The 19,933-nt window shown below is 42.6% G+C and carries 22 protein-coding genes and 5 pseudogenes; 14 read left to right on the forward strand and 13 right to left on the reverse strand.

Annotation, left to right across the window (positions count from 1 at the left end):
- Positions 1 to 93 precede the first annotated feature (93 nt).
- Positions 94 to 1,296 (reverse strand): phosphoglycerate kinase, encoded by a 1,203-nt coding sequence (locus DP117_RS25990; RefSeq protein WP_169221111.1) that lies wholly within the window; start codon positions 1,294 to 1,296, stop codon positions 94 to 96.
- Between the two features lie 90 nt (positions 1,297 to 1,386).
- Here DP117_RS25990 and DP117_RS25995 point away from each other — a divergent pair, with 90 nt between their 5' ends.
- Complete coding sequence (locus DP117_RS25995; RefSeq protein WP_169221112.1) at positions 1,387 to 1,794, forward strand: universal stress protein; 408 nt, start codon at positions 1,387 to 1,389, stop codon at positions 1,792 to 1,794.
- 18 nt (positions 1,795 to 1,812) lie between these two features.
- Here DP117_RS25995 and DP117_RS26000 read toward each other — a convergent pair whose 3' ends face one another.
- Entirely contained in the window at positions 1,813 to 2,730 is a 918-nt protein-coding gene (locus DP117_RS26000; RefSeq protein ID WP_169221113.1) for a histone deacetylase, read from the reverse strand.
- A gap of 213 nt (positions 2,731 to 2,943) precedes the next feature.
- Between DP117_RS26000 and DP117_RS26005 the strand changes: the two genes are divergently transcribed.
- A complete protein-coding gene (locus DP117_RS26005) occupies positions 2,944 to 3,987 on the forward strand; it encodes a mechanosensitive ion channel family protein (RefSeq protein WP_169221114.1) in 1,044 nt (347 codons plus the stop codon).
- 30 nt (positions 3,988 to 4,017) lie between these two features.
- Here DP117_RS26005 and DP117_RS26010 read toward each other — a convergent pair whose 3' ends face one another.
- On the reverse strand, positions 4,018 to 4,632 hold the full coding sequence (locus DP117_RS26010; protein WP_169221115.1) for a TetR/AcrR family transcriptional regulator: 615 nt from the start codon (positions 4,630 to 4,632) through the stop codon (positions 4,018 to 4,020).
- A gap of 74 nt (positions 4,633 to 4,706) precedes the next feature.
- On the opposite strand from DP117_RS26010, the gene DP117_RS26015 reads away from it, so the two are divergent.
- The 4 genes from DP117_RS26015 (at position 4,707) to DP117_RS26030 (ending at position 7,035) form a co-directional block, all read left to right on the forward strand.
- Positions 4,707 to 5,159 carry an acyl-CoA thioesterase gene (locus DP117_RS26015; protein WP_169221116.1) on the forward strand — a complete coding sequence of 151 codons (453 nt, stop codon included), beginning with the start codon at positions 4,707 to 4,709 and terminating at the stop codon, positions 5,157 to 5,159.
- 4 nt (positions 5,160 to 5,163) lie between these two features.
- Positions 5,164 to 5,592 carry a DUF6010 family protein gene (locus DP117_RS26020; protein ID WP_169221117.1) on the forward strand — a complete coding sequence of 143 codons (429 nt, stop codon included), beginning with the start codon at positions 5,164 to 5,166 and terminating at the stop codon, positions 5,590 to 5,592.
- Entirely contained in the window at positions 5,582 to 6,013 is a 432-nt protein-coding gene (locus tag DP117_RS26025; protein WP_169221118.1) for a hypothetical protein, read from the forward strand. Before DP117_RS26020 ends, DP117_RS26025 begins: the two co-directional genes overlap by 11 nt.
- Positions 6,014 to 6,144: 131 nt before the next feature.
- On the forward strand, positions 6,145 to 7,035 hold the full coding sequence (locus tag DP117_RS26030; protein ID WP_169221119.1) for an alpha/beta fold hydrolase: 891 nt from the start codon (positions 6,145 to 6,147) through the stop codon (positions 7,033 to 7,035).
- Here DP117_RS26030 and DP117_RS36535 read toward each other — a convergent pair.
- Positions 7,033 to 7,149 (reverse strand): annotated as a pseudogene (locus DP117_RS36535) (ABC transporter ATP-binding protein); the annotation flags it as partial. The gene DP117_RS26030 and the pseudogene DP117_RS36535 sit on opposite strands and share 3 nt — an antisense overlap.
- 292 nt (positions 7,150 to 7,441) lie before the next feature.
- Here DP117_RS36535 and DP117_RS26040 point away from each other — a divergent pair.
- A complete protein-coding gene (locus DP117_RS26040) occupies positions 7,442 to 7,639 on the forward strand; it encodes a hypothetical protein (protein WP_169221120.1) in 198 nt (65 codons plus the stop codon).
- 51 nt (positions 7,640 to 7,690) lie between these two features.
- Here the strand turns inward: DP117_RS26040 and DP117_RS26045 are convergent.
- Together DP117_RS26045 and DP117_RS26050 are read right to left on the reverse strand one after the other, a co-directional pair.
- Positions 7,691 to 8,083 (reverse strand): annotated as a pseudogene (locus DP117_RS26045) (XisI protein).
- Entirely contained in the window at positions 8,071 to 8,370 is a 300-nt protein-coding gene (locus tag DP117_RS26050; protein WP_211176352.1) for an element excision factor XisH family protein, read from the reverse strand. Before DP117_RS26050 ends, DP117_RS26045 begins: the two are co-directional and overlap by 13 nt.
- Positions 8,371 to 8,546: 176 nt before the next feature.
- On the opposite strand from DP117_RS26050, the gene DP117_RS26055 reads away from it, so the two are divergent.
- The 3 genes and pseudogenes from DP117_RS26055 to DP117_RS26060 all read left to right on the forward strand — a co-directional run.
- Complete coding sequence (locus DP117_RS26055; RefSeq protein WP_169221121.1) at positions 8,547 to 9,638, forward strand: effector-associated domain EAD1-containing protein; 1,092 nt, start codon at positions 8,547 to 8,549, stop codon at positions 9,636 to 9,638.
- Between the two features lie 364 nt (positions 9,639 to 10,002).
- A pseudogene (locus DP117_RS36540) lies at positions 10,003 to 10,251 on the forward strand (effector-associated domain EAD1-containing protein); the annotation flags it as partial.
- 45 nt (positions 10,252 to 10,296) lie between these two features.
- Positions 10,297 to 11,173: pseudogene (locus DP117_RS26060) on the forward strand (formylglycine-generating enzyme family protein); the annotation flags it as partial.
- A 303-nt stretch (positions 11,174 to 11,476) separates the two neighbouring features.
- On the opposite strand, the gene DP117_RS36545 reads toward DP117_RS26060, so the two are convergent.
- Both DP117_RS36545 and DP117_RS26070 read right to left on the reverse strand, forming a co-directional pair.
- A complete protein-coding gene (locus DP117_RS36545) occupies positions 11,477 to 11,629 on the reverse strand; it encodes an AbrB/MazE/SpoVT family DNA-binding domain-containing protein (RefSeq protein WP_248277837.1) in 153 nt (50 codons plus the stop codon).
- Between the two features lie 250 nt (positions 11,630 to 11,879).
- Positions 11,880 to 13,004, reverse strand: a complete 1,125-nt coding sequence (locus DP117_RS26070) for a transposase (protein WP_248277838.1) — start codon at positions 13,002 to 13,004, stop codon at positions 11,880 to 11,882.
- A gap of 54 nt (positions 13,005 to 13,058) precedes the next feature.
- On the opposite strand from DP117_RS26070, the gene DP117_RS26075 reads away from it, so the two are divergent.
- Positions 13,059 to 13,253 (forward strand): hypothetical protein, encoded by a 195-nt coding sequence (locus DP117_RS26075; RefSeq protein ID WP_248277839.1) that lies wholly within the window; start codon positions 13,059 to 13,061, stop codon positions 13,251 to 13,253.
- Between the two features lie 41 nt (positions 13,254 to 13,294).
- On the opposite strand, the gene DP117_RS26080 is transcribed toward DP117_RS26075, so the two are convergent.
- Positions 13,295 to 13,588 (reverse strand): antibiotic biosynthesis monooxygenase, encoded by a 294-nt coding sequence (locus DP117_RS26080; RefSeq protein WP_169221122.1) that lies wholly within the window; start codon positions 13,586 to 13,588, stop codon positions 13,295 to 13,297.
- A gap of 22 nt (positions 13,589 to 13,610) precedes the next feature.
- Positions 13,611 to 14,345, reverse strand: coding sequence for an SDR family oxidoreductase (locus DP117_RS26085; RefSeq protein ID WP_169221123.1), 735 nt, complete (start codon positions 14,343 to 14,345; stop codon positions 13,611 to 13,613).
- A 120-nt stretch (positions 14,346 to 14,465) separates the two neighbouring features.
- On the opposite strand from DP117_RS26085, the gene DP117_RS26090 reads away from it, so the two are divergent.
- Positions 14,466 to 14,795 carry a winged helix-turn-helix transcriptional regulator gene (locus DP117_RS26090; RefSeq protein WP_169221124.1) on the forward strand — a complete coding sequence of 110 codons (330 nt, stop codon included), beginning with the start codon at positions 14,466 to 14,468 and terminating at the stop codon, positions 14,793 to 14,795.
- Positions 14,796 to 14,826: 31 nt separating this feature from the next.
- On the opposite strand, the gene DP117_RS26095 is transcribed toward DP117_RS26090, so the two are convergent.
- The 3 genes from DP117_RS26095 to DP117_RS26105 form a co-directional block, all read right to left on the reverse strand.
- The gene (locus DP117_RS26095; protein ID WP_169221125.1) at positions 14,827 to 15,222 is read right to left on the reverse strand and encodes an ACP S-malonyltransferase; all 396 of its coding nucleotides are present in this window, start codon (positions 15,220 to 15,222) and stop codon (positions 14,827 to 14,829) included.
- A complete protein-coding gene (locus tag DP117_RS26100) occupies positions 15,219 to 15,593 on the reverse strand; it encodes a DUF433 domain-containing protein (protein WP_169221126.1) in 375 nt (124 codons plus the stop codon). The genes DP117_RS26095 and DP117_RS26100 overlap by 4 nt, the downstream gene beginning before the upstream one ends.
- 561 nt (positions 15,594 to 16,154) lie before the next feature.
- The gene (locus tag DP117_RS26105) at positions 16,155 to 17,159 is read right to left on the reverse strand and encodes an iron ABC transporter permease (RefSeq protein WP_169221129.1); all 1,005 of its coding nucleotides are present in this window, start codon (positions 17,157 to 17,159) and stop codon (positions 16,155 to 16,157) included.
- 270 nt (positions 17,160 to 17,429) lie between these two features.
- Between DP117_RS26105 and DP117_RS26110 the strand changes: the two genes are divergently transcribed.
- Positions 17,430 to 18,794 carry a TIGR03279 family radical SAM protein gene (locus DP117_RS26110; RefSeq protein ID WP_169221127.1) on the forward strand — a complete coding sequence of 455 codons (1,365 nt, stop codon included), beginning with the start codon at positions 17,430 to 17,432 and terminating at the stop codon, positions 18,792 to 18,794.
- A gap of 264 nt (positions 18,795 to 19,058) precedes the next feature.
- Positions 19,059 to 19,933: pseudogene (locus DP117_RS26115) on the forward strand (DUF4350 domain-containing protein); the annotation flags it as partial.

Below are 19,933 nucleotides of genomic sequence, written 5' to 3' on the forward strand. Positions count from 1 at the left end.
GCGTCTATTCCAGCCATTTTGGTTTTATCTGAATTCCACATTGTTATAGAGACGTTACACATAACGTCTCTACATTGAGTTTACATCTGAGCCTTATGCTTCATCTAGTGCGACAATACCAGGTAATTCCTTACCTTCGAGTAACTCCAAACTCGCACCGCCACCAGTGGAAATGTGGCTCATTTGATCAGCTAAACCAACTTTTTCCACAGCAGCCACGGAGTCGCCACCACCGATGATGGTAGTTGCGCCGCCTTTGCTGATGTCGGCGAGTGTGTGGGCGATCGCTTCAGTTCCTGCAGCAAACTTATCAAACTCAAACACACCCATTGGACCATTCCAAACAACGCTCTTACAATCAGCAAGAGCTTCTTGGAACAATTTTATCGAATCAGGTCCGATATCCAAACCCATCCAACCATCGGGAATGTTTTCCACGCTAACGGTTTGAGAATTAGCATCAGGGGCGAATTTATCTGCGACAACCACATCTGTAGGTAGCAGGAAAGTCACGCCTTTTTCTTTTGCCTTAGCTTCCAAAGACTTCGCCAGTTCTAGCTTATCTTCTTCTACCAACGACTTACCGACATTCAAACCACGAGCCTTGTAGAAGGTGAAAATCATTCCACCGCCGATGATGAGTTTGTCGCACTTTTCCAGAAGGGCTTCAATCACGCCAATTTTACTGGAAACTTTGGAACCACCGATAATAGCCGCCAAAGGACGCTGGGGATTTTCGATCGCACTTTGCAGATACTGCAATTCTTTTTCAATCAAATACCCACCCACAGAGGGACTCAGGTACTTAGTCACGCCTTCGGTAGAAGCGTGGGCACGGTGTGCGGTACCAAAAGCATCGTTGACGTATAAATCAGCATTTTCTGCCAGTTTTTTGGCAAATTCTGGATCGTTTTTCTCCTCTTCTTTGTAGAAACGGACATTTTCTAGTAACAGGACTTGTCCATTTTGTAAAGCCCCGACTTGAGATGCAACTTCATCGCCAATAGAGTCGTCAGTTTTAACGACTTCTTGCCCTAATAACTCAGACAGACGCTTGGCAACCGGAGTCAACCGCAGTTTGTCATCTACACCCTTAGGACGTCCAAAATGGCTAACTAGAATCACCTTAGCTCCCTTCTGCGTCAAATCCTGTATGGTAGGCAGAGCAGCACGAATGCGAGTATCATCTGTAATGTTGCCAGCATCATCAACTGGCACGTTAAAATCAACTCTTACTAAGGCGCGTTTACCAGACAAGTCTGTTGCAGACAAATTTGCTAAAGTTTTCTTGGGCACGGCACAAACCTCCTGATTGCCTGTTTGTTATGTTTTGATAAGTACAACCATCCAGATTTTACCGAGTCATGGGGGCACAGGTGAACCCGAATGTTTAAAACAGTTCTATTTCCAGTTGATCAAAGTCGAGAAACAGGGGAAGCAGCCGATGTGGTTGTCAATATTGTGCAAAAGTATGGTAGTCGCTTGGTCCTGTTAAGTGTAGTAGAGGAACCCGCAGCAGACTCACCTAATGGGGATGTTATGTCCTCACCACAGACAGTTGCCCAACTACTAGAAACAGCCAAATCTTTATTTGCCGGGCAAGGTATTCCAGCCGAAACCCTGGAACGACAAGGCAAACCTGCTTTTACTATCTGTGATGTTGCAGATGACATAGAAGCAGATTTAATTGTCATGGGTTGTCGCGGACTAGGCTTGACAGACGAGGGGGCAACTGATAGCGTTACCACCCGCGTGATTAATCTTTCTCCTTGTCCAGTGTTAGTTGTGCCGTAGAAAGTGAGGAGGTTTATCTCACAATCTGTATTGGCGATAAACCTCACTCGCTGCCCGATGGACTAAAGAGTGACGATAGACAAGTGATTTCAGGTCATCAGCATATCCACCGCCAATCACACACGCTACTCTATAGCCAGCCGCAAGACAAGTACTCAAAACCTGCATTTCTCGGCGGTATATACCAGCATCCGTTAAGGCTAATTTTCCTAGCCTGTCTCCTGCATGAGGGTCAACACCAGCATCGTACAATACTAAATCTGGCTTGACTTTAGACAACAAATCTGGTAGATATTCAGCTAATGTTTGCAGGTAAGCATCATCTTCCATCCCTACAGGTAAGGAAACATCCAAATCACTTTTTTGCTTAGTACCAGGGAAATTGACTTCGCAATGCATTGAAAAGGTGAAAACACTATCATCCTCTTGAAAGATAAAAGCAGTACCATCTCCTTGATGCACGTCCAAGTCTACAATTAAGATTTTTTGAACCAGGCAGAGTTTTTGTAATACGCGAGATGCGATCGCTAAATCATTGAAAATACAAAAACCAGATCCATAACTGGGAAAGGCGTGATGAGTACCACCAGCAGTGTTACAAGCTAATCCGTACTTTAGCGCTAGTTGTGCTGTCAGGATTGTCCCACCAACTGCTACACACGTACGATTAACTAGTGAGGAACTCCAAGGTAATCCAATACGTCGTTGTGCTTTGGCATCAAGAGTACCGTGACAATAAGCTTGAACATACTCTCGGGTATGAACTAACTCTATAAACTCTTGTGGTGGACGTGAGGGCAGATGAAATTGTTCTTTTTGCGCCACGCCATCTGCTAATAAGAGTTCGTAGAGTTGCCGAAATTTTGCCATCGGAAAGCGATGACCTTCAGGTAGTGGGGCAACGTAGTCAGGATGGTAGACTATCGGTAAGTCCATTAAGTAATAGTTGTAAAAAATTCTAACAGCCAAAACACTAAGAAATATTATCGCGTTTGATTTTGCTGTTTCTACACAAAGCTAAGAAATGAGTGATATTTTGTCTGCTCAATGGTTAAAGCAACATAGATTTTTACCAGTTTTGTTTACACTAAACAAGGGAACAATTGAGTTATCCTCATCTCAAATCCAAAATTGAAAATCAAAATTGTCATGATACAACATTGGATTTTGCCACTTGTATTTGTTTTGGCTGGCTTGTTTGGTGGAATCATATGCGAAAAAATTCTCTTTCAAAGACTGAACAAATTTGTTGCTAGTAGACGAATTCCAGGAAGTGCAGTTATATTTCGTTCCCTAAACCGTATGCCCTTCTTCTGGTGCTTACTAGCTGGGTTTTACGGTGCAACTGTTAGTTACCGTCCTGAACCAGATGTTGCAGAATTATTAAAAAAAATTATTACAGGCGCTTTTTTATACACAGTTACTGTTGTCTTTGCCAGACTAACTGCTGGGTTTGTTAACTTATTTTTTCGGAAAACAGATGGTTTTTCAGCATCACTACTTTCTAATGTTACTAAAACAGCAGTTTTAGTTTTAGGATCATTAATTGTATTACAAACATTAGGAGTTCAAATTACACCAATATTAACAACTTTAGGTGTTGGTGGTTTAGCAGTTGGTCTAGCACTTCAAGATACACTAGCAAATTTATTTTCTGGTTTTTATTTAATTATCTCTAAGCAAGTTAGAACAGGAGATTACGTTAAATTAGATAGTGGAAATCATGAAGGATATGTGACAGATATAACTTGGCGAAATACAACTATCAAAGAGCTTTCCAATAACGTCATCATAGTACCAAATTCTAAGCTAGCTTCTGCTATTTTCACGAACTATCATCTCCCAGTTAAGGAAATCACATTAACTATGACTGTGGGAGTGAGCTATGATAGCGACCTTGAGCAAGTTGAAAGAGTCACTGTAGAAGTTGCTAAACAGGTCATGCAGGAAATTGCTCCAGAATTAATCGCAAATGAACCTTATATAAGATTTCATGAATTTGCCGATTTTAGTATAAATTTTATGCTTTATATGCGGGTTAATGAGTTTTTTGATCAACGTTTGGCTAGACATTTATTGATTAAGAAATTACACAAACGCTATCAGAAAGAAAGAATTACAATTCCCTTTCCAATCAGAGATGTTTATGTGCAAGATCATGAAAGTAGAAATGGAGCGATGACTTTAGAATAATCAGTAGATACCCTATATAGGGAAGCTGCTTTATCCATCAGTTTCAACCATTATTGCCTGAATCAAAGATGTGATTGCCTCTTCAATCCTTTGCCATCCAGTTGGTGAACTAAAATCAATTCCTAAGAATGTCTTGCTGACTTTTGTTCGCAGAACTAGATAAACAATTCCAGCAATCAACACCGCACTGATAGCAGGAATGTCTTTATCTGGCGGAAAAGAACATTTTTGCTTGAGAAATTCCAAACTTTCAATCGCCACGCGATCGCGCACCGTTGCTAACTCATGCGTTAACTCATTACCTTCGAGTAACTCCCAACGCATAATCTCTTGCGTAATCGGTCGTTTTTGCAAGTCATCCAGAAAGCGCGTTAATAAGACAACCATCCAGTCAGCCAGCGATTCTGCATCGACGGCTGTTTCATCCCCAACTAATTCTTCAACTGTTATCCAATAGTTCCCCTCCTTGCCAAAAGTTTGCAACAGGGAAGGAAGATTCTCAAAATATCGATAAATCAAGACTTTATCGACGCCGGCTTCACGGGCGATCGCATTCACCCCCAGTTGCTTAAAGCCCGATTCTGCCAATAGTTTACCAACAGCTGCCAGAATTCGTGCCTTCGTTTCTTCTTTATCCCGAACCATGAATCGTTCTCATCTACTTGTCACCAATTGGTGACTATGATACATTGTCACTGAGCAGTGACTTAGGATTCAGGATGCAAAAGATTTCCTTTGAGTTAGAGGTGTATTCTTTTCACATTGATTTCATTGGGCACGTGAACAACACTGTCTATATTCAGTGGATGGAAATTGGACGGACAAAACTGCTGGAAGCCGTTGGAATGCCAACGCAGGACATTTTTCAGCAAGGGTTTGCTCCGGTGCTGGTTCAAACTAATATTACCTATAAATCGCCACTTTATTTAGGCGATCGCGTGCGGATGGAAATGTGGCTTTCTGAACTGAAAAATGCATCTGCTATTATGCAGTTTCAGTTTTATAAAGAACAGGGAACACTCGCAGCAGAAGGATGGCAAAAAGGATTGTTTGTAGATACACAAACGATGCGTCCAAGACGGTTACGTCCAGAGGAACGTTGTTTATTTGCACCTTATGTGCATTCAACGGTGGATACTCAACTTGCTCATTCACTGGTTGAAGTACCATAAAACGATGATTATTGTTTGTTGGATATTGTTTGGTTTAGTAGGTGCAATTGCGTTTCTTGCCCTCGCGCAAATTCAGCCAAATCAAGAATCACGAACGCTTGCGGTTGGGCTTGTCGTTGCTGCACTTATCTATATTGGCTTTGCAATGGGGGGCGGTGCTAGTCAATTATGGATAGCGATTGAAGTCGCTGGTGTTGGAGTTTATGGCTTACTTGCTGTATTGGGACTGCGTTACTCAAAATGGTGGCTGATGTTAGGTTGGATGACTCATCCTCTGTGGGATATCAAGCTACATATGGCGAACATTGGTGCAACATTCACTCCACACTGGTATGCGATCGCTTGTGTCAGCTTCGATTTGCTTATAGCAGCGTACATCGCTGGTATGCAGCTAAAAATATTTAATTTGAGGAAAGCTAATTATGAATCTTGAAGTTAAGTATCATAAATTGCTGAAAACTCTTCTCATTGTCAGTATTATTTCGACGGGCATTCATTTCACAGATAATTATCTCTTTATCAAGCAATATCCCGAACCAGACTGGATTACAGCCCCTTCAATTTATCAATCGTGGCTTATTCTTACAGCATTGGGAATCATTGGGTATTGGTTGTATGAATATCGAAAGTTTTGGCTTGCTTATGGTTGTTTGTTAGTCTACTCATTAACCGGTTTATCAAGCCTAGGGCATTACCTTTATGGAAGTCTGTCACAATTCTCAGCGAAGATGCACTTCTTTATTTGGACTGATGGGTTGAGTGGTTTGGCTATATTGGGATTTGTTTTTTGGTCAGCACTCATTCTCAAACCGTGGCGGCGAGAACTTAACCCGACTGACATCACTCAATTTTAGATTAGCCCAATCTTAGGTTAAATTTATGCCTCTACAGGAACCTGCACGTTCCTGTACTGAGAACGTTGTTCCTAATTCTTTGAAATCAGAGAAAATGGCTAGTATGAGGATATAGTTTAAGAAACTTAACAATGACTGTAACAACCCAACAGCAAGTAACACCCAACTTTGAAAAACTCTTTTGGACTTGGCAAGGTCACAAAATTCAGTACACCGTGATGGGTACAGGACGCCCTTTAGTACTTGTTCATGGCTTTGGTGCTTCCATTGGACACTGGCGGAAAAATATCCCTGTTTTAGCAGCCGCTGGTTATCGAGTCTTTGCCGTTGACCTTTTGGGGTTTGGAGGTTCTGATAAGGCTGTGTTAAATTACACTGTGGAACTATGGGTGGAACTACTCAAGGATTTTTGGACAGCACATATTCAAGAACCCACTGTCTTTATCGGTAACTCAATTGGCGCACTTTTAAGCTTAACGGTGGTAACCCAACATCCAGAAATAGCTGCAGGAGGTGTTTTGATTAACTGTGCAGGTGGATTAAGCCATCGACCGCATGAGTTGAACCCACCGTTACGGATTGCGATGGGAGCTTTTAACAGATTAGTGCGATCGCGCATCACGGGAGCATTTGTCTTCAATCGTGTCCGTCAAAAAGCCCAAATTCGCCGTACCCTATATCAAGTTTACCGTAACCGCGAAGCTGTCACCGATGAATTGGTAGACTTGCTTTATGCTCCTTCTTGTGATCCAGGAGCACAACAAGTTTTTACCTCTATCCTCACTGCACCTCCTGGTCCCTCTCCAACAGAACTTTTGCCTAAAATCACCAGCCCATTGCTAGTCATATGGGGTGCAGATGACCCTTGGACGCCAATCACTGGGGTAAAAATTTACGAAAAAGCGCGGGAGAATGGCAAAGATATCCAAATTGTGCCAATTCCAGGTGCTGGTCATTGTCCTCATGATGAAGTACCAGATGTTGTCAATCAACACATTTCGGACTGGCTATCATCATTGTGAACCATTTGCACCGACTAGACTCAGCCATTCTCCTGCTTGGAGTGCGATTTGGATTTCTTGGACAATTGGTTTACTATCGTATCCACCAGTGAGATTGTTTGTTTCTAATAGCATCTTATTACGCCTTGCTAACTAGCTATCGCATCCCACAGACAGCTTCCCGCTTACGTCTTCACCGAGGACTTACGAGCCAGGAACGACTACGATTCAGGCGATCGCCCGAAAGAGCACTACATCTTTAGAACTACCAATTCTGAATACGAAATCTAACTTTTGAGGGGAGAAAAGCAGGTTTGACGTAGGTAGTATTACACAAAAAGTTACTGATTGTCGAATCACTACACATTTATAATATTTACCGTACACCCTAACCGGGTGTTTTTATTGGACAGTAAAGGGAAAAACAATGAATGACTCAGTATTTGTTATCTTTATTGTCTTTGGAGTTATATGGATTTTAATGGGAATTGCAGGCGTAATAGCTCTGTTGAAAATGGAGGGGCAAGAAATTCGGTTTGGCAAAATAGGACTTATTGTTGCTATCCCGATTATCATCCCATTTATCATTACTCTTGCTTATGCTGCAATTAAGGGCACATTTTAAGAGGATGTCTAAAGAGGCTGGGTTTTCAGCCTACTTTCCTATAAGAACTTCTCACCCCACCGCAAAGTCTGTGTACTGTCGCACATGAGGCGCATGATATGCTAGCACAATATCTTGCTTCGGAACTCCTCGCGCCACAAGCTGATCTGCGATACGCCTTTAGGCGTCTGCGCTTTGCGCAATCGCATCCTCTGTTCCGTCATGCTGCACCCAAATTTTTCCATCCTTAATATCCACATGCAGCACACAGCCATAGATCCGAGTGCTACTATTCTTCCAACCGACATTCACAAGCTGATAGCGATCGCTCGTCGTGTCAAAAATCGTCTCGCTTTCAATCGGATCATTGGGCGTTAGCGTAGCGGCTCCGGAGGAGCATCGCAGTTTTGCCCGTTCACTCAGCAACTCCTGAATATATTGACGATATAAACTTACTTTATCCATTGTGCAATCTCCTTTTTCTCTGTGTCATAGACTAAGAGCGGAATTTGATTACGTTGAATAACCGTTTGAATGAATGAGTATTTGAAAAAGCGTTTGTAAATATCTAACGGAACTGCAAGATAGAGCGTTCGCTCTGGATCATCATCTTCTAGTGCAATGCGATAATTGATAAATTGTCCAACCGCAGTATGAAACTCTGAAATTGTCGAAGGAGCGAGAAACGTTTTGATTTCGACTGCGATTTTCTCGCCATCCTTCGTAGCACCTAATAACCGTTCCGCCCCCAAATCGATCTAAAAATAAATTTGTCATTCTGAGTGGAGCGAAGCGTAACGTTCGCGCAGCGTGTCCCCTTGGGACTCAGAATCTGGGGTTTCGGGCACATACTCAGATGTTTCACTCCGCTTCGCTGCGTTCAACATGACATAGAACAACCCTTTTAAAACATCCTCTAAAAGAACCCATGAAACTAACTGGTCAGCAATACAAACAATTCACACAAGCTCTACTTGACGCATTTCCAGAGCAGCAAAGACTTGCTGAATTAGTACAATTCCAGTTTGGAAAAAACCTAAATGCAATAGCAATGGGCAATGACTTACAAGCAATTGTCTTTAGATTAATTCAAGCTGCAGAAGCTGAGGGATGGGTTGATAAACTGATTGCAGGTGCTCGTAAGTCAAATCCTGGAAACCCAGCATTATTTGTCTTTGCTCAGGAGTTCAATCTTGCGACTCCTATGCCACCACAGCTATCAGCAAGAGGCGCACTAGAGAGAATAATTAAGAAAACGAATAGTTTTCTAGACGTGAATACATGGCGAGAAAAGTTAGGCACAATTGAAGCGCAAGTCTGCCGTATAGAAATTACTAATAACAATCATACTAAAGAATTTGGTACAGGTTTTCTGATTGCACCCAATGTCGTTATTACGAATTACCATGTCATTGAATCTGTGGATTCCGGACAAGCAAATGCCAGTAATGTTATTCTGCGTTTTGACTATAAGCAATTAGCGGACGGCAATATTATCAACAAAGGTACAGAGTATCGCTTAGTAGAGTCCGACTGGCTGATTGATAAAAGTCCTTACACCAAAAATTCTTTGCCAACACCTGATGAATTAGATTATGCCTTACTTCGGGTAGATGGAGTTCCTGGAGAAGAAGCGATCGCAAAAAACTCTGATCCAAATGCTCCACAGCGAGGATGGATTTCCTTACCTACCCAAGCTTATGAATTTTTGCGTGAGACTCCATTATTAATAGTGCAACATCCAAAAGCCGAGCCATTAAAATTGGCGTTTGACACAGATGCTATTATTGGCATCAATGAAAATGGCACAACTGTTAAATACAAAACGAATACTGAGCCTGGTTCTTCTGGTTCTCCATGTTTTGACATTAACTGGAATTTAGTAGCACTGCATCATAGCGGTGATCCTGACTCGATAAATCCAACTTACAACGCGGGAACTCCTTTCAATGCTATTTGTTCACGTTTAGAGAAGCAAGGTTTATTGGCTGATTTACGAAGTGGTCAACCAATATGGTGAATATAGCAGTTTTCATATCGTGCCTTTATCCTTGCCCACAATTGTCGCTTTACCCCACCCCGGTTTTGTCTTGCGCCAAAACCTCCCCTCCCCTTGGTAAGGGGAGGGGACGTGAAGCGTAGCTTTACGGGGGTGGGGTCAAATCAACGTGGGATAAAGGTTGTCTCGTTCCTTGTCTCTGGCAAGGTTGTCTCGTTCCTTGTCTCTGGCAAGGAATGCAGCAATGTGGGCTGCTGCCTCATGTTTGCTACTAGAGGCAGCAGCCCATAGCGAATTTCATTCCCAGGCGCTTTGCCTGGGAACGAGAGTTAAGCTGTTAATCAGCAGCAAAATTTTATTTTTTCTAACTATGGAGTAGCCGTTAATGGGTTTGTCTGGAGAAACAATCAGGAAAATAAGAGAAGCACTCAAGTCTGCCTTTCCGAACCGCGACGAACTGGTGATGATGCTACGCACGGAACTTGATATAAGCGAATCAGAAGTTCCTAGTAATTCCAACTATAATTTAGTTGTTTTCAAATTAATAGAACAGCTTGACCGCCAAAATCGCATACCAGAATTAATTCAGGGAGCGTTGAATGAACGACCTGGTAATCCTGATGTGCAGAAAATCGCTCAAGAAATTAACGCTATCTATTCCAACAGCAACAAATCAGTTTTAAAATCGTTTGAATTTGATGTGGTGACAGTGAATGCTCAAGGTTGGAAAATTAGCCGCAAAAAATGTCGAGCACAATACTTCACCGAAGACTTAGGAAACGGTGTCACCCTAGAAATGGTCGCGATTCCTGGTGGTACGTTTATGATGGGCGCACCTAAAAACGAGCAAGGTAGTCGAGATGACGAACGTCCCCAACACCAAGTCACAGTTCAACCCTTCTTCATGGGCAGATATCCCGTCACTCAAGCACAATGGAGAGCCGTAGCGGCTTTACCTCAAGTCAACAAAGAACTAGATCCAAATCCGTCTTACTTTAAAGGAGATGACCGACCAGTAGAGAGAATTTCTTGGTATGATGGGTTAGAATTTTGTGCTAGACTTAATTTTAGAATAAATTTCACAGCGGGAAGGGATTATCGGTTACCCAGCGAAGCGGAGTGGGAATATGCTTGTCGTGCTGGTACGACGACACCCTTTTACTTTGGTGAGACGATCACGACTGATTTAGCAAATTACGATGGTAACTACACTTACGGAAATGCTCCCAAGGGAGAGTTTCGACAAGAAACGACAACCGTAGGAAGTTTTCCACCAAATGCCTTTTGTTTATACGATATGCATGGCAACGTCTGGGAATGGTGTGCTGATACTTGGCATGATAACTATGAAGGAGCACTATGAAGGAGCACCCAAAGAAGGCAATGCCTGGTGGATTTTGAATGAGAATGATAATCATCTGCTGCGTAGTGGTTCTTGGTCCTACGATCCTGAGGACTGCCGTTCGGCGTCTCGCAGCAACCTTGATGCTGGCTGCAGGATCTTCAACAACTACAACGGTTTCCGTGTTGCGTGTTCCGCCGCATGTAATCAGTAGCCCTTTATACTTTTGCCCTTTTCTCCTTTCCTCTTTTTTCTTTTCTCTCGTGTCAGCGGAGCGGAGCGGAGCGAGATCAAATTTTTTTCAGGAAGGAAGAAACTGTCTAAAAATCAAACTATCTTTTTTATCTTAACTCTAAAATATCAAAAACGCAAGTTTTAACGTAGTTCGGCAGAATTCAAGAGTCCGCCTAATGTATGGAGTATTCACCAAATTTCATTCGCCATTGCGATTCCAGTATCAACTTCAGAATGGAATTTCTCTGGTGTCATACCTTCGAGTAATTCATCAAGCGTATATTTATTTTTTCCGCTTTCTTGGTGTGATGACAATGCTGTCGCCCGAAATGCTCAAACTCACATCGCTTCCTTCTTGAATCTGTACTTGTTGGACCAATGCTCTAGGAATGCGAACCGCTAAGCTGTTTCCCCACTTCGTAACGATGGTGGTCATAAATTCCCTAGTGATGTTGCGTGAAGAATGACACGCTCAAATGTTTTTTTCACATGTGTCTACTTTGAAGATACATGACCTCTGCCCAAACGTCAATCGTGCTGGTTTGAGAAACCGGGTTTCTGTACCCGGCGAAGTTCCTGTGGTGAAACACTAGATAAATTTCTGCTGCTATATAAAACCTAGACAAATCTAGACTTTACTTCTTTCTTCATGGGGAGCATGGGAGCGGTTAGCCCTTAGAAAGCATTCACGCCTTAGCCAGACGCGATACGCCACATGCTACAAGCGGGGGAACCCCGCCAACGCAGTGGCTCAGATTAATGGCTGCATTCAAGTCACGGTCAATGACAAAACCGCACTCGGAACATTCAAACACTCGCTCTTTCAAAGTGAGTGTTTCTTTTTTGCAACCACAATTAGAACAAGTTTTGGATGATGGATACCATCTATCTACCACAACTAGCTTGCTTTCAAACTTCTTAGTTTTATATTCAAGTTGTCGTTTGAATTCATAAAACCCACAATCAGCAATGGATTTCGCAAGCTTGTGGTTCGACATCATACCCGAAACATTCAAGTCCTCCACTACTATCACGGCGTGGTTTTTGCATAAGTAGTGAGTGACTTTATGAAGTGAATCTTTGCGAATGTTCGCTACTCGGTTATGATGCTTTGCTAATTTAATTTTTGATTTACAACGGTTGCTACTACCTTTCTTTTTTCGAGAATGCGCTTTAGACAACCGTTTTAATTTTTGGATGTTCTTCTTATAGGCTTTTGGGTTTGGAAACTTGGCACCAGTACTTAAAGTAGCTAGTTCTTTGATTCCCAAATCCACTCCGACAACATCTACTGATTTAGGCGTAGACTCGGTTTCAACTTCGTAAGCGAAAGCAATATACCAATCACCAGCTATCCGAGATATTGTTAGCTTGGTGGTTGTGGTATGAGGCAATCCTTCAAAAGTCTTGACCCATCCAATAGTAGGCAGCTTAACTCGCACTCCTCCTACTGAGATAGTTTTTCCACCTGCATCAATAGTGAAAGAATCGTTGATTCCTTTCTTTTTCGACTTTGGATACCCACCTTGCCCTTTGAAGAATCGACCAAATGCATCGCCTAGTTGGTCGAAAGCGTATTGAGTTATTTTTTGACAGATTCCTTTCTCCTTAATCCATTCCAACTGAGTTTTTACTTCGTTGTTAAAGAACTTTTTGAGAAGAAACTTGTTCGGCTTGAATCCATCTTGATATAAGCTTTTCCACGTTGCCAAACCCCAGTTGTAGGTAAACCTTGCAATACCTGCGTGTTTAGCCATAATTGTTTTTTGGGCTGGCGTTAGTTTTAACTTAGTCTTGATGGATAAAAGCATTGACCGACCTCAATACGTTTGCGCTATATATGAGTATAGTAATATATCCACTCGATGACAATGCCTTTCCAGAAAAATCATAAATTAGGTGCGCAACCTTTAAATGAAGAGCCTTTTGATAAAACGCCTGTGTGTTTTAATGTCCGAAAAGGAGTAAGAAACAAGTTAAAAGCCATCCCTGACTGGAAAGAACGGCTAAGAACTTTTGTTGATAAATTAATTGAAGAAACCGGGGATAGTTGTCAGTAAGTGACTAGACTTGTCCAGGTTATTGACTACTTAGGACAAGCTCAATATTCGGCTTCGACAATATACAGGGCAGGATTAGCTTCTAACCAGGACAGATGCTTCTCCTGCGGTTCATGCTCAGAAATTGCGGCTTTATAAGCTTCTACACTTTCCCAATGGGCGACATTAATGAACTGAAACCGAGCGTTGGAATCTAAACTGCGATGCAGCTTTGCGTCAATAAATCCTGAAGCATTTTTCAAAGATTGACCCGTTTCGTTCCACGTTTTGATGAACTCTGCTTCTTTGCCCTGAGGTACCGCAAAGACATTGATGAGTGTGACAGGTGAGGTCATTGGTGCTTCTCCTTGCTTATGATTATACAATGCCGCCATTTGCCCGTAAACTTTGTCCGGTCACCCAATGGGCATCGTCAGAAACCAGCATGGCAACGGCACTGGCAACATCATCCGGATGACCTAAACGTCCGAGTGGTGTTTGAGCAATCAGTTGATTGACTTGCTCTTGATCGAGTACTAATCCATCTGTATCGGTGACACCGGGAGAAACCGTGTTGACAGTAATGCCGCGTGTGCCCACCTCTTTCGCCAGTGCTGCGCTAAAATGCTCGATCGCCGCTTTGCAGCCTGCATATGCTCCTCCAGCGGGGATTGCCATTGCTGTACCACTGGTCGAGATACTGACAATCCGACCGCCATCTGCTAAATGATGGGCGGCTTGCCCAAGGGTGAAGTACACACCGCGCGTGATGTCGAACATGCTGTTGTATTCGTCTTCGGTCATTTCTGAGGTGGGTTTGAAGATATTTTTTCCTGCTGCATTGTTGACCAAGATGTCTACTTTACCGAAGTGCTGTATGGTTTTCTCAAATAGGGCGCGAACCTCTTCCAGGTTACGCACATCTAGCTGAATGGCGATCGCCTGTGAACCTGCTGCTTCAATCGCCCGCACAACTTCCTGTGCTTTGTCTCGATTGCCCGCATAGGTGATCACAACATTTGCCCCGTCTCGTCCTAATCGTTCAGCAATAGCCCTTCCAATACCGCGAGATGAGCCAGTAATAATCGCAACTTTTCCCTGTAAAGATGACATCGTGTTACTTGTTGCTCGTTAAAGATATTTATTCAACAATTTCCAGGTTATATTTATGCTTACTTTTTGAGAAGTACTTACTTTTTTGTTAGTGCCTGATAGATAGGTGAAGTGAAGTAGATGCCAGAAGAACAGACAGAAGGCACTGTATTTGTGCAGACGACATTAAAAGTGTTAGGCGGCAAGTGGAAGATTTTGATATTGTGGCACTTGAAAGATCGAACAAGACGATTCAGTGAACTGAAGCGATTAATACCTGAAATTACAGAAAAAATGCTGATTCAACAACTTCGAGAATTAGAGAAAGATAAGATTGTCAATCGACATGTTTATTCAGATATCCCTCCCAAAGTTGAGTATTCGTTCACCGATTACGGCAGAAGTCTTGAGCCTGTTTTGCAAGTTCTCTGTCATTGGGGCGAAGAACATCTAAAACGAGCAGAAACTTAGATGTAGTCCTTGACACTTTTGCTCTCTGACTCTAAGGGATGAAAATTCTCATTGCACCTCGAAAGTCTTCAATGTCAACCACAATATCAACTAGGCAATTAACACAACGTTCTCGGTAGTCTGGTTCAGCGAGTAGTCGATCAATATTCCCTATCGTAACGACAGGAAGTGAGGTGGGGGTATTTTCCTCACGCATCACCTGTTCCAAGGAGTTTTTCCCCTTCATACTTCGGTTAGCGGTTAGCAGAATCATCTGGTTTGCTTGAGCAAATCGCCAAACTACTCGGTCATTGCTATCGATTGGTAACTCCACTTCTTCAAATAGGACAAAGCGAATAGAAATTAAATCAAGCCAGCCGCTAGCCGTGAGACTGCCCAATAGAATAACAGCATGTCCCCTCAGATTGTGGTCAATCAGAAAGTTCATGCCCTTGACTCAAATTTGGCTTTTGCTGCCTGAAGTTTTGCTCGGATAGCTTCTGTACCTGGTGTCGGGGGCTTTGCAGCAATCCGGGCAAATAACTCACGATTTTGTTCTTCCCAGTACTGTCTGAGTTCTTCTGCTTCCTGGAGAATGGTTTGATATTCTGCTTCAACTTCAGCACGATGTGCCTTAATGTAAGATAGAGCAGCATTCATTTGCTCATCTGTCAGGCTGAGCATGGCACGAATAAACTTTGGCGGATACTGGGCGCTCACGTAGTCCATTACGTCATACAAAGTGATACGAGTGCCTGCGATCGTCAGTCCACGCTCTGTCTGAATAATCATTGATTGCCCATTGGATACTGAAGTCATACCCATAGCCTTTTAGAAGTCGTCTCCATCATATCTCACGAAGAAATCAACTCTAGGATTTTGACCACTAAGTGACGTTCTCCACACACTGACCGCAAGCGGTACAGTGTGGGCTTCTACAAGTCACCCTGTAGAAATTTCCTGCTTCATTGGTCGTTACTCTAGATGCCCCAAGGCAAGCCATACAGCAACATCCACGTTCCGATTCCTCCACAGGCAGATTATAGACTCCTGACGCCCCACGGAGTCTTTTATGTAGCGAATCCATGTGAATTCTATATTTGTTTACGTTTCCCAACGTTTGCACTGTTCACCTGTTACCAGTCCGTTTGTGTCAAGTGGTTGGTCGTCACCAATGTTTTTCGGAGGAGCTCGTAGCTCTATTGTTATGATTATAGACTTTGTTTATTCGTTAGAAGTTCCTGGAGAGAGGAGATTCCGATAGCACACCCACTCCTTTAATCACCTTCGGTCATTATCAGTCGGAAATGTCTTCGTCACCTCCCGCCTTATATCCCGCCACTGAACTGAGTACAGTTTCAGTGGGGGACGAGGGCGCGATTAGTTAAAATTTCCTTTACGTTGATACAGCAACCAAATAAACAAAGGCGATCCAAAAAGTGCAGTCACAGCACCAACTGGTAACTCCACAGCACCCAAGCGAGACAGCAAATCAGCTGCTGTCAGAACTAAAGCACCGCCAACAGCACTCAATGGCAAAACAACTCGATAATCTGTACCAACAAACAAGCGAATACCATGAGGAACGATTAAGCCAACAAAACCAATTAATCCAGCGACACTCACAGCACCTGCGGCTAATAGTGTGGCTACAGCACCGATAAAAACGCGCGATCGCACCAAAGAAACCCCTAACCCAACTGCCAAATCATCTCCCAAATTCAGCAAGTTGACACTACGCCCTAAGAAACTTCCCAACAATAAGGATAAACAAATATATGGTCCCGCAATAACGACAACGTTCCATCCTCTTCCATTCAAACTGCCAATCAGCCAATTTAATGCTGCTTGCACTTGTCCATTGTCTGTCAGCAGCAACAAAACCGATTGAATTGATCCAAATAATGAGCTAATCGCGACTCCACCCAAGATCAGCCGTTCAATTGAAATCCCATCTCCACTCCTCGCAAGCAGATAAACAAAAAGAGTTGTTAATAAGCCGCCAATCCAAGCAGCCAAAGGAACCCAACTCTGCAAGACTCCTAATGTGATTATTGGCACCACAACCAAACCTGCACCAGCAGAAATACCAAGCAAGAATGGATCTGCTAGTCCATTACGCAGCATTCCTTGAAGCAGTGCGCCAGACATCCCCAAAGCTGCACCTACCAGAATTGCTGCTAGAGTGCGAGGTAATCGTAAATCCCAGATAATTGTTTGATAGAGCGTATCGCCTTGACGAAGTATTGCTTGCCATAACTGAGATGCCGTCATCCCGACTGCTCCAAATGACAGGGAGAGCATTATCATGAAAAATAGTGCAACACTCAACGATACAGTTGCCAACAGCACACGGTTGCTTAAGATTATTTTTCGCACTCTAATTGTAAACTGCTACTTTTAGTACTTAACTTTCAGGAATAATACAGTCATTCTATTTTATTTCATATTAACTTAATGCTCAAATTCTTGACCTTTATTAAAGATAAAATAATATTCTTCACTCTTCTGTCAAGTAATAAAAGCTACTCTACTTGTCAGTAAGTTAAAATAAGTTCTGATCACTGCACAATAATTTCAGTCCGTTTTAACGGACTTGGGCTGTTAGCTTTGGACTTGAGTTCAAAGCGTTTATATGTCATAAATATACGACTCATGGCTATCATTCGTCCTGCCCGAATTACTAAAGTCCTACCAGATTCCATCGCTGCTGAAATTGGATTTGAACCAGGAGATGCAATTGTCAGCATCAATGGTACACATCCTCGTGATTTGATAGATTATCAGTTTTTGTGCGCTGATGAAGTACTAGAACTAGAAGTTTTAGACGCTGCGGGCAAAACCCACTCCCTTGAAATTGAAAAAGACTATGACGAAGACTTAGGGTTAGAATTTGAAACGGCGCTATTTGATGGGTTGATTCAGTGTAATAACCGTTGTCCGTTTTGCTTTATTGATCAGCAACCACCAGGTAAGCGCTCAAGCTTGTACCTCAAAGATGATGATTACCGACTGAGCTTTTTGTATGGCTCTTACTTAACTCTTACTAATTTAGGTGAACGAGAATGGCAGCGAATTGAACAAATGCGGCTATCTCCTTTGTATGTGTCTGTCCATGCGACTGAACCCGAAGTTAGAATTAAACTGCTGAAAAATCCACGTGCAGGACAAATTTTGCAGCAAATCAAGTGGTTCCAAAAAAGAAGACTGCAAATTCACGCACAGGTTGTGGTTTGTCCTAGTATTAATGATGGCGTTCATTTAGAACAAACATTGAGAGATTTAGCATCTTTCCATACTGGGGAAGTACCTGCTGTTGCTTCTGTGGCAGTGGTTCCAGTCGGTTTAACGCGGTTTCGTCCTCAAGAGGATGAACTGATACCTGTCACCAGAGAGAAAGCACAAGAAGTCATTTCTCAGGTGCGTTCGCGCTTTGCGCGGCTCCCAAAGGGAGCATCGCTACAGCAAGAATTTCGCCAGCAAGGAAAAAACTGCGTTTGGCTTGCAGATGAGTGGTTTTTGATTGCTGGTGAGGATTTGCCAGATGAATCTGAATATGAAGATTATCCTCAAATAGATAACGGTGTCGGTTCTATTCGTTTGTTTATTAAACAATTTACAGAAGCCGCCGACAAGTTACTACCACCAAAAGTTCAACCAAGAAAATTAACTTGGGTTGTTGGCAATGCAGTAGAACAAGCATTTCAACCTATTTTGAAGCGATTGAATTCTGTTGATGGGTTAGAGGTGAAAATGTGCGCTTTGTCAAGCGATTACTGGGGACAAAGTATTTCCGTAACTGGCTTGCTAACTGGTCATGATTTGCTTTTGAAGTTACAGGAACAAGATTTAGGAGATGGGATTTTGCTACCAAATGTCATGCTCAAACATGGTGAATTGATATTTTTAGATGACATCAGTGTTGAGGATGTGGCTTGTAAGCTGAAGACAAAGATTTTTCCAGTAGCTGGAATTGAAGAATTGATTCAAACTTGCATTCAACCACTAAATGTACAATAATGAATCGTCTCTAGTTTGCATTCTTATATCTTCCACCAGAGTCAAACCTGTGGTTTCTTGAGAAAGATGACACTTTTAAACCTTAATTTTCTGTTTAGAAACCCGGTTTTTGAGGTCTTGTTGAGAATGGTGCTAGATGTCAACATTGAAAAACCAATCACTAATTTCTTGAATTTTGTGCCACCTGTAGAGGAGTTGCATGAACACGTAGTGTGCCTGTAAAGTATACTTTTGAATTTTGAATTGTTAAAGTGAGTGTGTGTAGTGAGAAATCAGAAAGGACGAAGTGAAAAGAGAAAATTGAAAATTCAAAAAGTAGGTTTTCTTCTTGTCAAATTTCATTTTTTAATATTTCATTTACTAAACACTCTCCCAGCCACAGCAACAACTTCAGAACCAGTATTGAGCATCGTCCAGAGTGAGGAAAATGCAAATCAGTGGACAGGAATTACAAACCGCTTGCAGAGCGCTGGAGTGAAGTATTGTGTGATTCCTCTATCTAGTGTGAAGAGTGCAGCAGATTGGGGCGATCGCATAGTTTTATTTTTACCAAATGTCGAGTCATTAACGCCAGCACAAGTCATAGCTCTGGAAGAATGGATGAGCAAAGGAGGGCGTTTAATTGCAAGTGGTCCTGTAGGAAGTTTATCAGCACCGGGAGTGCGACAACTACTGCGAACTCTTTTGGGCGGCTATTGGGGATTCAGCCTTGATAAACCACAAAAGCTACAACCATCACCAAAAGGACAATTCCTAGAATGGGCAAACCAAAACGGACTCTTTGGCGAGGTAAGAGGTGGCGTTGTCATTCCTGATAACATCACAACTCAAACTGCAGCAGTTTGGGGTGCTAAAGAAAATCCAGCAGCAGTAGTTGCTAATCAGCGTTCCACTTTTTTTGGCTGGCGCTGGGGTGTAGATGCTGCTTCACCAGCAAAGTTAGATAGCGCCTGGTTACAAACTACCATTAAACGGTTTTTAAAAAGGTCTTCGAGTGCTCCAACGAAAGTCGCAGGAGGTTCTCAAACCTGCTCGACTACTGTGGCGAAAGCGCCAGCAACTCCGACAATTCAAAATTCAAAATTCAAAATTCAAAATTCAAAATTAGAAGTTTCTCCCTCCACCTCCTCATCTTCCCC

The sequence above is a fragment of the Brasilonema sp. UFV-L1 genome, from assembly GCF_012912105.1.
In the GTDB taxonomy this organism is placed as follows: domain Bacteria; phylum Cyanobacteriota; class Cyanobacteriia; order Cyanobacteriales; family Nostocaceae; genus Brasilonema.